Consider the following 13,261-nt stretch of genomic DNA (forward strand, 5'->3'; position numbering starts at 1 on the left):
CCAATTAATAATTTGCGCTATTAATCGATACAAAATCGAACATTCTGACAGCGTTAGACATACAATGTGGCGAAGGCCCAGTGTTATGTCTATTTATGCTTGTAAAGCAAGGAGCGTGCAGCCCGTGGAAGAAAGAAAAGCAGTCATTATTCAAAAAATTAAAAATTATGGCATCATAAAAGACCCACAATGGTTGGACCGCCCGGATGAGCTGGTACCATTGTGGGTCATGCTTGAAGCGATACTAGAGGTTATTGAACGGTTTGACCCGCCTAATCGACCTTTTGATTAACATCATGGACGGAGCGTGCAAGCGTATTTGCAATGACATCCGTTTTCTCTACAGGGAACATCAGCTTGCCAATCGATTTACGCTCTTCGATTGGCGCTTTTTCGGAGCTAGCCACAAGCTTAGCGCCTGAAGAAGTAATCGCAACGATTTCCTTCTCGGATTTGCAGTAATAGGCTGCAACTAACGAAGATCCATTCGGACGTACTCGCTTACCTTCTTTGAATTCAAAGGTTTGGACACCTTTGCCTCCTCTGCCCTGTATCGGATAATCCAGCAGCAGTGTCCGTTTAGCGAACCCAATATCGGTTATGACGAGTACTTCGCCTTCATCCTCAGCTACCCATTCCGCAGCGATAAGCTCGTCTCCATCCTTCAATTGAATGCCTCTGACGCCTGTCGCTACCCTGCCCATCGGGTTAACCTCAGTCTCCGCAAATCGAATGCTCATCCCTTGCTTCGTCACGAGCATGATCTGCTTCGATCCCTCGCTTAGAACAACACGGATAACCTCATCGCCATCGGACACCTTGCAAGCCGCTACTGCTGTCGATCTAGTGGTAGCATACTCCTTCATTTCCGTACGCTTAACTTGCCCTTTCCTCGTCACGAATACGAGAGAAGCTGTCGATGCCAAAATATCCTTGATCGGAATGACGCTGATGATAGAATCATCCTTCGGTATAGGAACGACGTTAACGATAGCTGTTCCGGTTTCTTTCCATTTGAATTCCGGTATTTGGTGAACAGGAAGCAAATAATATTGTCCCTTGCGCGTAAATAACAACAGATTATCAATCGTATTGACTGCTAATCGTTCTCTTATAATGTCGCCTTCCTTAACGCCGGCATTTTGCAGTTCACCGCCTGATCTCGTAAACGAGAGCATGCTCGTCCGTTTCACATAACCATCCTGGCTCAGGGTTACCAATACGTCTTCCGGCGTAACTAATACTTCCAGGTTCACCTTCAGCTCCTCGATTTCACCGCGGAGATCTGAACGGCGATCAATGCCGTATTTCGTTTGAATTTCAAGCAATTCGTCTCTAATGACACCGATCAGCTTCTTGTCGCTTGCCAGAATCGATTTCAAGTATGCAATCTTCTTCATCGCTTCCTTTAACTCTTTCTCAAGCGTCGTAATCTCAAGATTCGTCAAGCGATACAGCTGCAAAGTGAGAATGGCGTCTGCTTGCCGAGCGGTGAAGCCGAATTTGGCGATCAAGTTATCCTGCGCGTCAGCACGGTTTTTCGAAGCTTTAATCGCAGCGATAACCTCGTCCAAAATATTGAGTGCCTTCACTAACCCTTCCACAACATGAGCGCGGTCTTCTGCTTTCTCAAGATCGTATTTGGTCCGGAAGGTTACGACTTCCTTCTGATGCTCGATATACGCTGACAAAATCTGCTTCAGGCCCAGCTGCATAGGCGTCTTGTTCACAATCGCCACCATGTTGAAGCTATAGGCAACCTGCAGGTCCGTTTTCTTGAACAAATAAGCAAGTATCCCCTGCGCGTCAGCATCCTTCTTAAACTCTACGACAATACGAAGCCCGTTGCGCCCGCTTTCATCGCGAACCTCGGCAATGCCTTCGACCTTTTTCTCCAGCCGAATGTTCTCCATCGCCGTCACAAGCCGTGATTTGACGACCTGATACGGAATTTCAGTAATCACAAGCTGCTGCTTTCCGCCGCGCATATCTTCGATTGCTGTTTTTGCGCGTATATAGATGCGTCCCTTGCCGGTCGCATACGCGTCGCGTATCCCTTCCTCGCCCATGATGATGCCTCCGGTAGGAAAGTCCGGCCCTTTGACATACTTCTTTAATTCTTCTAGCGGAAGCTCTGGGTTGCCCATAAGCGCGATACACGCATCGATGACTTCACGAAGGTTATGAGGCGGGATTTCCGTGGCAAAGCCGGCAGAGATGCCGCTGGTCCCGTTTACGAGCAGATTGGGGTACCGCGACGGCAGCACGACCGGCTCCTTCGTCGTATTATCGAAATTATCTTTGAATTGAACCGTTCTTTTCTCGATATCTCGAAGCAGCTCCATCGCGATGGCGGACAAGCGAGCTTCGGTATACCGCATCGCTGCTGCAGGATCATCATCCTGGGAGCCCCAGTTTCCATGGCCGTCAACAAGCGGATGCCCCATCTTCCATGGCTGCGCCATTCTGACCATTCCTTCATAAATCGAAGAGTCACCGTGAGGATGGTAGTTACCCATTACGTCACCTACGGTTTTGGCCGATTTGCGGTACTGCTTGTCGGGCGTATTGCCAGAATCGTACATCGCATACAAGATTCGGCGCTGAACCGGCTTAAGACCGTCTCGAACATCAGGAATAGCGCGATCCTGTATTATATACTTTGAATAGCGTCCGAAGCGGTCTCCTACAACCTCCTCCAAAAACGCCGGTAAAAACTGTTCCAGCATACTCATCCAGTATTCCCCCTATTCCTCGTATTCCATAAAATCGACGTTCTCAACAATCCAACGCTTACGCGGGTCAACCTTGTCACCCATAAGCGTCGAAACTCTGCGTTCTGCTTTGGCTGCATCTTCGATCTGTACCTTCAGCAGCGTACGTTTCTCCGGATCCATCGTCGTTTCCCATAGCTGATCGGGATTCATCTCGCCGAGTCCCTTGTACCTCTGCAGCTCGTAATTTTTGCCGTATTCCTTCAAATAATTCTGAAGCTGCTCATCCGTCCACGCGTATCGAATCGTCTCGAGCTTCCCTGATTTACGTGTAATCTTATATAACGGCGGCTGTGCGATATAGACGCGGCCCAGATCAATCAGCGGCTTCATATACCGATAGAAAAAAGTAAGAAGCAGAACTTGAATATGAGCGCCGTCCGTATCCGCATCCGTCATGATAATGATTTTATTATAGTTGCATTCTTCCGCGACAAATTCAGACCCGACACCAGCGCCGATTGCCGAAATAATCGCTTTATACTCATCGTTTTTCAATATATCGATAAGCTTCGCTTTTTCCGGGTTCATCGGCTTGCCTTTAAGCGGCAGAAGTGCTTGATATTTGGAATCCCTGCCCTGCTTAGCCGAACCGCCCGCAGAATCACCTTCCACGATAAACAGCTCAGTACGCGTATAATCTTTGGACTGGGCAGGCGTGAGCTTGCCATTGAGATTCGAGCTTTCACTCCGCTTCTTGCCGCTGCGGATTTCCTCGCGCGCCTTGCGGGCAGCCTCGCGTGCTTTCGACGCTTGAAGCGATTTCTTAAGGAGCATCTGTGCGATTTGCGGATTCTCTTCGAGAAAAACCTGCATCTTCTCCGATACGATCGCGTCAACCGCGCTGCGTGCTGATGAACTGCCGAGCTGATCCTTGGTTTGTCCAACGAATTCAACCTCAGACATCTTAATGTTAATGACAACCATCATGCCTTCACGCAGATCATTGCCCTCAAGATTTTTGTCTTTATCCTTGAGCATGGCTGCTTTGCGGGCATAGTCGTTCATGACACGGGTATATGCGGTTTTAAAACCGGTTTCATGTGTTCCGCCGCCGCGTGTCGGAATCGAGTTGACGAAGGACGCAATCGTCTCGGTGTAGCCATCGTTGTATTGAAGGGCAACCTCTACCTCAATTTCATCACGCTCGCTTGCAAAATGGATGACATCGTGAAGGACCGTCTTTTCTTCGTTTAGAAATTGTACGAATTGGCGTGCACCGCCTTCATAATGGAACACATCCTGCTTGCCGCTGCGGTCATCCTTAATCGACACCTTAAGTCCCGAGTTAAGAAACGCGATTTCCTGCAGACGCTCCGCAAGTGTGTCGTAGCTGAGGTTTGTGCCGTTCTGAAACACCCGGGCGTCCGGTTTGAATGTAACCTTCGTGCCTGTCCGGTTTGTCGTTCCGATAATTTCAAGTCCGCGAACCGGTTCGCCGACATGTTCCCTGCCTGACTCATCCACCCAATATTCAAAGCGCTGGCGGTGAATCTTCCCATCGCGGAAAATATCGACCTCCAGCCATTCGGAGAGCGCGTTCGTAACTGAAGCGCCAACGCCATGCAGGCCGCCGGACTTTTTATATCCGCCGCCTCCAAACTTTCCGCCTGCGTGCAGAATGGTAAATACGACTTGTGGTGTAGGGATACCGGTTTTGTGCATGCCGGTTGGTATGCCTCGACCGTTATCGTGAACGGTAACCGCACCATTCTTATGCAAAGTCACTTCTATAGCCGAACAAAACTTGGCCAAATGCTCATCGACCGCATTATCGACAATTTCCCATACCAGATGATGCAAGCCTGAGCTGCTTGTACTGCCTATGTACATGCCCGGTCTTTTCCTTACTGCAGTCAACCCTTCAAGCACCTGTATATCATCGGCCTCATAATTTCGGTCTGCGGCCGCTGTATTTGCAAAGAGATCTGTTTGCTCTGACATGAGCGTCCCCCAATCTGTAATCACGTTTCCGTATCTTCAAGCTATTTTAATGCAAACTGTCCTGTTTCGTAAAGACATCCAAGTCGAGAAACAACTGCGCAGTCCCAACAATGTAAGCACAGCAAGGGATAAGCCCAATAAGAGATTGTATGAAGCACGATGAATCCTTCACTGCAATACCTATAAGGATAACACATTATGCTTGCTGAACAGCATTTTCCAGCAAGGTTCTTTTAGAAGCCGCATTCCTGTGTGGATTTTCACCAGCAAAAATAAAACGATACCATATATTTGTCTTATGTTCCACAATCCTGCAAACACCTTTGCTCCACTTGTTTATAAAGATGATGTTAGCATGTTTTGCAGATTAATGGGATTTATGTATGAAAGCCAAAAATTGATGCAGAAACGAAAATACTTCGCATGGAAACATCCTCTTTTCTAATCCGATTGATTGACAACACTGGCCAACCCCCGTAATATGGGTTACGATTATGATGTAAATTCATAACATACGCAGAGGTTAAATGATGAATGCGATTGAACGAATTGATTGTATGAAATGCAAATATTATTTTATCACTTGGGATCCTGGAGCGTCGAAGGGCTGCAAAGCATTCGGCTTCAAGACAAATCAATTGCCAAGCATAGTCGTATACCGATCATCCGGCAAGCCTTGTCTAGAGTTCGAAAGCAAACAGAAATAGCATATGCCTCTATTGCTCTCTCTCCAATAAATAACCAACTCATAGTCATTCATAACCCTCTGTCCGTTAAACGAACAGAACGAATTCGGATGGCAAGCTTTATTTCAAACAAAAAAGCACCCTGAGGTGCTTTTGCGCGTTATTTATGCTTAGACCAATTTGGATCGCTATTGTCGAGCAGATAAGAAAAGTCATTTTCCAACCGCTTCTGCTCTGCTCTTTTCTTGTCTTCCTCCTGCTTGCGCAGTTCTTCTTTCTTGTCAGCATCCGCCTGCTTCATCTCGTCAGCCTGCAATTTCAGCTTGCTTAGCACATCGCTGCTTAACAAGTCTTTTAAGGTCAATCCGCTGTCAGACTCCGGCTTTGATGCCTGTCTTGGAGGTGAAGAAGCCATTTTTTTCTGTTTTTTCCCCATTTACGATAACACCTGCCTTTAGTCGTTCAGGCAACGCTTCAGCGCTTTAAATCAAGCGTGCCAATAAATCAAATGATCGATAATTATAATAACTTGCTTCTCACTCTCTTGCAAGCACGAACTGGCTCATATCATCTTGAAGCTGCTGCGAAAGCTTTCTAAGCGATTCCGATGACGTTTGGATTTCTTCCATCGAAGCTAGCTGCTGCTCGGCAGCAGCGGCCATCGTTACCGCCTCTGAAGAGGTTTTGCGCGATACGCCCGCTACTTCTCCAATGGTTGCCGTAACCTCCTCCATACCTGCTGATATTTGCTCTGACGCAGCGGAAACCTCTTGTACCTGTTCACTCATCTTTCTGATGTCTGATAAGATTCTGCTCATCGTCGTTTGTGTATTTCCAATCGACTGCAAGCCTGTATCTGTCTCTAGCCGCATCTCATTCATTGCTGCTACCGTCTCGTCAACTTGGGTTCGAACAGCAGACAACAGCTCCTCAATTGATTTCACAGACAGCGCAGTTTGCTCTGCCAGCTTGCCTACCTCCGAGGCTACGACGCTGAAACCGCGCCCATGCTCTCCAGCTCTTGCAGCCTCTATATTGGCGTTCAAAGCAAGGAGCTGCGTTTGCCTAGCAATGGTCATGATGACCCCTATTATTTGTTCCATTTGTACGGAGTGTCCGTCCAGCCTCGCGACGACCTGTGCAGATTCAACCTGTGAGCTCTTAATATTGCTCATCTGCCGAGCCGTTTCTTCTAATAATTGATTTCCCAGCTTAACATGCTCGGCAGCATGAATAGCCGACTCTGCTGCATCGGAAGACGCTTCGGCGATTCGAGTAATGCCGATTGCCATTTCATGCATTGCAGATGCAGTTTCGCTCGTTGAAAGGCTCTGCATCTCCGCTGCATTTGAGACATTTTGAATGGCGTCAGCAATAAACTTCATCGCTGTAGTTGATTCAAGCGATATGACATTTAATTGAGTTGACGATGATGCAGCGTTGTCCGAAACAAGTTGATTTCGCCGCATCAGAACATTTAAAGCGCCTAACATCTCGTTGAAGGCAAGAGCTACGTGCTGCAGCTCATCCCTCGTATCGAGCTGGAGCTTATGCGACAAATCTCCTTTAGCCATTTGCTCTACCCGGGTTTTAAGCGCGTTAACCGTTGCCATCACATTACGGTAAAAACCAACATAGAACAAAGCGACCAACAGGATAATAAGCATCGTAACGATAAGAATGAGATTTCTACTGTGGGATAAATCCTCGCTTCTACTCTGAAGAACACGATTAAGATCACTATTGACGCTTGCGAACAGCTCAGACAGCACCGCGATCGTGGCCGTTCCTTCTGCAAAAAATTCGTCGCTCTTCGCTTTTAATTGTGGAGCATCTAAAATATCAGATCTCACCCGCGATTGGAACCGGTCGGTTGCTTCAATGGATCGTTCGCCATGTTTCAGCAGATCTGTATGAAATCCCTTATTCCAGGTCTCAACAATGCCTATCGCTTTGTTCAAATCTGTAAAGGCAGCTTCCATTTTGGCCATTTCAAGTAGAATATTAATATGGGCATCCTCGGTTAAGGATTTCGATACGAGAACACCATTGCCTTGCCCTCTGATGACAGCCGTGTTTTCCATTAATATCGGGAGCTGCTGCACGAGCATTGTCATCAAATAAAAGGAATCCATAGCCGTGTCCAGCGAAAGCCCTGACTCGTCCGAGAAGCTAACGATGAGCGATTTCATCTTTGCAATTAACGCAGAATGTGCCGCAAAGCTTTCTTTTGCTTTCATTTGACTAAAGGACCCTTCAAGCTGGCTCCACTCCCCTGCAATGGCTTGCCACTGACCAGAAGATTCAGGGAATGTCTCATATTGGAGCGTTTTATTCATTTCAGCAATAAAACGGTTGATTTCCTGCTCTTTTTTGACCAGCTCCGCTTTGGATTCCGTATTCCCGCTTAAGAACCCGTTAGCTAAACCGCGATGCTGCTGCATCAACAGCATGAATGGCATAATTTCATTAATCTCCGATGCTCCCGCCCTTTCATTCTCGATAAAAGAGAGCTCCTGCTGCTGCTCCGACATCCATACATAAAGCAGCATCCCAATTGGTATAACCATTAAAAAACTGATAAAAGCAAACTTTTGACCATAACGGAGCCTGGACATGACCGCAGCAAACGGTCGCAACAATCGAATAAACATAGAATCCCCTACCTTATGTATTTTCTCTAATCTACAACCTATATCGGTAGGGAGCGCGAAACTTTTTACCTTGATGTTAGGTATTGTGACATATAAGTCCAAAAATGAAAAAAGACCGATTCCAAAGAGGTTGTCTCCGGAAATCGGTCTTAGAATTCATGTTATATTCATCTAATTGCCATACTCAATAAATAGAGCTTCGGCTGCTGTTCGAGCCCAATCTCGCGCCTGTTCAACGTTTGAGGCTGTGCTAAGCGCTACTGCCATGCGTCTTCCTGGCTTCGTCTCCGGTTTACCGAATACGCGCACTTGGGTATTAGGTATTGATAACGCCTCTTCAATGCCGCCTATACGGAACTCGCCAGCTTCTCTGTCTGCTTTGAGCGTATGCGAAGCGCCAGGCGTCAACAAACGAATGGAAGGAATCGGAAAGCCGAGGATTGCCCTCACATGCAAAGCAAACTCCGATAAATCCTGCGTAGCCATGGTCACCATACCCGTATCATGCGGGCGCGGCGAAACTTCGCTGAATAGAACGCCGTCTTTCGTAATAAACAGCTCCACGCCATAAATCCCGTATCCCCCGAGCTCATCCGTTATCCGAAGCGCGATCGATTCCGCCTGCTCGATCTGCGCTGCCGTCATATCATGCGGCTGCCAGGACTCAATATAATCGCCGTCCTTCTGCACATGCCCAATTGGGGGGCAATAGCTCGTCCCCGAAACGGAGCGAACAGTGAGCAGAGTGATTTCGGATTCAAAGGTCACAAAACCTTCTACGATAATGCGCTGCTTTTTGGCGCGCCCGCCTTCCATCGCGTAGCTCCAGCAAGCTTCAAGCTCGGCTTCGGAGCGGCATACGCTCTGGCCTTTGCCTGATGAGCTCATGATTGGCTTAATGACACAAGGAAATCCGAGCACGGCAGCAGATTCACGCAGCTCATCTAACGAATCAGCAAAACGGTAAGGTGCTGTCGGTAATTCCAAAGTTTCTGCAGCCAGGCGCCGGATGCCTTCCCGGTCCATCGTAAGCCATGCGGCACGAGCCGTTGGAATTACGCGGTGACCTTCTTTCTCAAGCTCTAGAAGCGTTTCGGTTGCGATGGCTTCAATTTCAGGTACGATGTAATCCGGCTTTTCCTTCTCTATGATTCGGCGAAGCTCTGTCCCGTTCAGCATATCAGTCGTGTAGCTGCGATGTGCGACCTGCATGGCCGGCGCATGCTCATAGCGATCCACTGCAATCGTCTCAATGCCAAGACGCTGAGCCTCCAACACGACTTCTTTGCCGAGCTCTCCTGAGCCTAGCAGCAGCATTTTACGTGCATTTGAAGTTAACGGTGATCCATACATAAAGAAAAAGAACCTCCTGGAAGCAAATCGAAGTCGATCCCTAGAGTAAATCTAGGCAAATGGATCGCTTCGGTTCGTTTTTTCTTCCATTGTGGAGGTTCTACCATGAAAAATCAACTATTTTTGCAAAAGCCTATTACAGATAACGATATTGAGCTTCGATCAGCCCGTTATACACGCCTTGCTTCGCAATCAAAGCTTCATGATTGCCCTGCTCAACAATCTGACCGTGATCAAGCACGATAATTTCATCAGCATGACGAATGGTAGATAAGCGGTGAGCGATCATAAATGACGTACGTCCGGACAGCAATATTTTGAGCGCTTCTTGGATCTTAAGCTCCGTCTCGGTATCGATGCTTGCTGTCGCTTCATCCAAGATTAGAATTTGCGGATCAGCGAGCAACGCCCGAGCGAAGGATAGTAGCTGGCGCTGCCCCATCGAAAGCACATTTCCTCGTTCCTCAACCTGCGTATCGTAGCCATCCGGCAGATCCATGATGAAATCATGCGCATTGACCGCTTGGGCTGCCTTAACGATCTCAGCATCCGTCGCATTCAATCGGCCATAACGGATATTGTCTCGAATCGAACCCGCGAATATAAACGTATCCTGCAGTACAATACCAACTTGTGAGCGCAAGCTTTCAATCGTCACATCTCTAATATCGATCCCATCGATCAGCACACGACCCTCAACCGGATCATAAAAGCGGCATAGCAGGTTGATAATCGTACTTTTACCGGACCCTGTGTGGCCAACCAGCGCGATGGATTGGCCTGCTTTCACTTCAATTGTGACATTTTTGAGTGCCGGCCGTCCCTTCTCGTACTCGAAGACGATATGGTCGAAGGTCACAGCTCCTTTAATTGGCGGAAGCGGCTTCGCATGCGTTAGTTCACCCACGGTTGGCTCCTCGTCAATAAATTCAAAGATTCGCTCCGATGATGCCATCGCAATAAGCAGCTGGGAATACATCTGGCCGAGACGGTTGATTGGATCCCAGAAGTTGCCGATATAATTGGCGTAACCAACGAGCAATCCAATCGTAATGGCTCCTGTTTGAATTAGATGAGAACCGTACCAGAATAGAATAAAGGTTCCGATCGCTGACGTTACCTCTATAACCGGTCCGAACGCTTGGTTGAGCGCGGACGCTTTGTTCCATGATTTCACGTTAACCGAGTTCATATGGTCGAAGAAGCTCATATTGTCCTTCTCTTGCACATATGCCTGAGTAACCTTCATCCCTTGAATACTTTCGTTCAAATGAGAGTTGATGCGTGATTGTTTAATACGCACGTCCTGCCAAGCGAACCGTATTCTTTTGCGGAGCGTCGTTGACACCAGGAACATTAACGGAACCGTTATCATGACCGCGAGTCCCAGCTTGAAGTTCCACACAAGCAAAATAATGACGATACCGAATAACTGAACGCAGTCCATCAATAGATTGACTACTCCATTCGTAAACAGGTCCTGCAGCGCATTGACGTCGTTCGTCACACGCACGAGAACAGAGCCGGCCGGTCTCTTGTCGTAGAAGCGAAAGCTTAGCTTCTGAATATGCTGGAACAAATGATTCCGCAGGTCATAAATGACCTTCTGGCCGATAATATTCGTATATTTAATGCGGTACGTATTGGAAGCCCATTGAATAATATACAAGAATAGCATCAGGCCTGCGATGATAAGCAGCTTTGGCACGCTTGTTATGCCGTTCGCAGGTGCGATCGCTTCATCGATGGCCAGTATGACGAGGGCAGGCACGCCAAGGCGTGTCACCGTACCCAAGATCATCATAATAATAACCGGCATTAGTTCTTTGGAGTAAGGCTTCATATACATAAACAAGCGGCGTAATTGCCCCCAGTTAAAGGGCTTTTCGATCAGCTCATCATCTTGATAGATGAAGCGTTCGTTTTTATTGCTTGCCTTTGCTTTGACACTGCTGCTCATTAGACGGTACTCCCTTTCCGATCATTCGTTTCCTCGGCATCTAATCCGTCAACGAGCGGATGATCAGCGTATTGAATGTTGTAAGTATCTCTGTACGGACCACGCTGCGCGATAAGCTGCGCGTGCGTGCCGCGTTGCACGACATGGCCTTTATCTAATACGATGATTTCGTCAGCATGCCTCAGCGACGAGATCCGATGCGCGATAATGAATGTCGTGCGTCCTGCCATCAGCTCTTTGAAGCCTGCTTGAATTTCATGCTCCGTTTCCATATCGACAGCGCTGGTTGCGTCATCCAAAATAAGAATCCGCGGGTTTTTGATTAGCGCTCTAGCAATCGCGATCCGCTGCTTCTGTCCGCCGGATAAGCCCATCCCTCTCTCACCCACGATCGTGTCATAGCCAAGCGGCAGCTCCATGATGAAATCATGTGCATTCGAGAGCTTAGCCGCATATTCGATTTGCTCTGGCGTAACATCTCGTACGCCGTACGCAATATTGTCGCGAATCGATGCCGAGAACAAAAACGTTTCTTGGAAGACCGGTGCGATCAAGCGGCGCAGGCTTGCTACATCAAGATTGCGAATATCAATGCCGTCAAGCGTTATCGTACCTTTTTTAACATTGTAGGCTCTCATGAGCAATTGGATAATCGTTGATTTCCCTGAACCCGTCGCACCTAGCAAGCCGATTACAGAGCCCTCGGGCGCATCAATAACCAAGTCGGTAACAGCTGGTGATTTGTCTGGATAATTAAAGGTAACATGGTCAAAACGGACATGACCCTTCGACGTCTCGCTATTAACCTCAATGGCATCTTCAATATTTTTGACATGCACATGCTCATTCAGCAAACCGAGCACTCGCTCGCCTGAAGCTTTGAACTGCGTGTAGTTGTTAATGTGAAAGCCAAGTCCCCACATCGGTCCGATGATGTACCAGATCAAGCTGAAGAACGCTACGAATTCACCAAGCTGAAGCGATTTGTTAATGACTAGAATACCGCCCGTTACGAGCAGGATAACCGCACTTAAGTTGGCGACCAGCTCCATGACAGGAAAATATTTGGCCCAGATTTTGGCTGCCCCGACTTGGTTCGTCTGGTAAGCCTCGCTCCGTACCGAAAACTTCGATACCTCATGCGATTCGCGGGCAAACGATTTAACGGTTCGCACGCCAGTTATGTTTTCCTGTACCGCGGTCGTCAGATTGCTCATCGCTTGTCGCATCTCCCGGAATGCCGGATGAATGTTCTTCTCGAACCGAACAGCCGTGAAGGCGAGCAGCGGTATGGTCACCAATGTGATCAAGGTTAGCTGCCAATGAATCGATAGCATCATAGCTCCGCCAAAGACAATCATAAGCACCATATTCAAAATTTGAGCGAAGCCAAAGCCGATAAAGTTGCGGATCGCCTCAAGATCCGCAGTTAGGCGCGACATGAGATCGCCCGTTTTCGCTTTGTCATAATACTGAAACGATAGCGTTTGCAGCTTGTCATATAATCCGTTGCGCATCCTGAATGCAACCTTGTTGCCAAGACGTCCGCCAAAAAATCCATGCAAAAACTGCATAAAGCCTTTAAACGATACGACTCCGACTACGGTGAACGCAAGTGTCGGCACAAGCTCGAACTTCCTTGGTGTAATCACATCGTCAATCAGGTAACGCAGCAAATTCGGATAGACAAGTCCGAGCGCCGTAGCGCACATCAAGCAAAAAATGGAAGAGAACAAAAATTTTCGTTCCGCCCAATAAAATGCTTTTAATTGTCTTAAAACGTCCAAGTAAATCCATCTCCCCGTTGCTATTTTGTAAGTATGAGTGAATATTATCAGCATCCCGAAAAGCGAGCAAACTGTATAAGTATGCATATAACTGATTGAATCC

At 47.7% G+C, this 13,261-nt stretch carries 8 protein-coding genes; 1 reads left to right on the top strand and 7 read right to left on the bottom strand.

Annotated features, from left to right (window positions below):
- Nucleotides 1-124: 124 nt before the first annotated feature.
- On the top strand, nt 125-292 hold the full coding sequence (locus AB4Z29_RS08820) for a hypothetical protein (protein ID WP_179089723.1): 168 nt from the start codon (nt 125-127) through the stop codon (nt 290-292).
- On the opposite strand, the gene gyrA is transcribed toward AB4Z29_RS08820, so the two are convergent.
- The 7 genes from gyrA to AB4Z29_RS08855 form a co-directional block, all read right to left on the bottom strand.
- On the bottom strand, nt 273-2,735 hold the full coding sequence (gyrA, locus tag AB4Z29_RS08825) for a DNA gyrase subunit A (protein ID WP_441942683.1): 2,463 nt from the start codon (nt 2,733-2,735) through the stop codon (nt 273-275). The two genes, AB4Z29_RS08820 and gyrA, sit on opposite strands and share 20 nt — an antisense overlap.
- Before the next feature lie 12 nt (nt 2,736-2,747).
- Nucleotides 2,748-4,718, bottom strand: a complete 1,971-nt coding sequence (parE, locus tag AB4Z29_RS08830; RefSeq protein WP_441942684.1) for a DNA topoisomerase IV subunit B — start codon at nt 4,716-4,718, stop codon at nt 2,748-2,750.
- A gap of 846 nt (nt 4,719-5,564) precedes the next feature.
- A complete protein-coding gene (locus AB4Z29_RS08835) occupies nt 5,565-5,840 on the bottom strand; it encodes a YqkE family protein (RefSeq protein ID WP_441942685.1) in 276 nt (91 codons plus the stop codon).
- A gap of 100 nt (nt 5,841-5,940) precedes the next feature.
- Nucleotides 5,941-8,058, bottom strand: a complete 2,118-nt coding sequence (locus tag AB4Z29_RS08840; protein WP_441942686.1) for a methyl-accepting chemotaxis protein — start codon at nt 8,056-8,058, stop codon at nt 5,941-5,943.
- 171 nt (nt 8,059-8,229) lie between these two features.
- A complete protein-coding gene (purT, locus tag AB4Z29_RS08845) occupies nt 8,230-9,411 on the bottom strand; it encodes a formate-dependent phosphoribosylglycinamide formyltransferase (RefSeq protein WP_441942687.1) in 1,182 nt (393 codons plus the stop codon).
- A gap of 136 nt (nt 9,412-9,547) precedes the next feature.
- Nucleotides 9,548-11,371, bottom strand: a complete 1,824-nt coding sequence (locus AB4Z29_RS08850) for an ABC transporter ATP-binding protein (RefSeq protein WP_441942688.1) — start codon at nt 11,369-11,371, stop codon at nt 9,548-9,550.
- Nucleotides 11,371-13,158 carry an ABC transporter ATP-binding protein gene (locus AB4Z29_RS08855; protein ID WP_441942689.1) on the bottom strand — a complete coding sequence of 596 codons (1,788 nt, stop codon included), beginning with the start codon at nt 13,156-13,158 and terminating at the stop codon, nt 11,371-11,373. The genes AB4Z29_RS08850 and AB4Z29_RS08855 overlap by 1 nt, the downstream gene beginning before the upstream one ends.
- Between the last annotated feature and the right edge of the window lie 103 nt (nt 13,159-13,261).

The organism is Paenibacillus sp. 2TAB23, from assembly GCF_052115165.1.
In the GTDB taxonomy this organism is placed as follows: Bacteria; Bacillota; Bacilli; order Paenibacillales; family Paenibacillaceae; genus Pristimantibacillus.

Coding starts and splice junctions, on each gene's coding strand:
- gyrA (WP_441942683.1), bottom strand. CDS start 2,735: ATGAGTATGCTGGAACAGTTTTTACCGGCGTTTTTGGAGGAGGTTGTA.
- parE (WP_441942684.1), bottom strand. CDS start 4,718: ATGTCAGAGCAAACAGATCTCTTTGCAAATACAGCGGCCGCAGACCGA.
- AB4Z29_RS08835 (WP_441942685.1), bottom strand. CDS start 5,840: ATGGGGAAAAAACAGAAAAAAATGGCTTCTTCACCTCCAAGACAGGCA.
- AB4Z29_RS08840 (WP_441942686.1), bottom strand. CDS start 8,058: ATGTTTATTCGATTGTTGCGACCGTTTGCTGCGGTCATGTCCAGGCTC.
- purT (WP_441942687.1), bottom strand. CDS start 9,411: ATGTATGGATCACCGTTAACTTCAAATGCACGTAAAATGCTGCTGCTA.
- AB4Z29_RS08850 (WP_441942688.1), bottom strand. CDS start 11,371: ATGAGCAGCAGTGTCAAAGCAAAGGCAAGCAATAAAAACGAACGCTTC.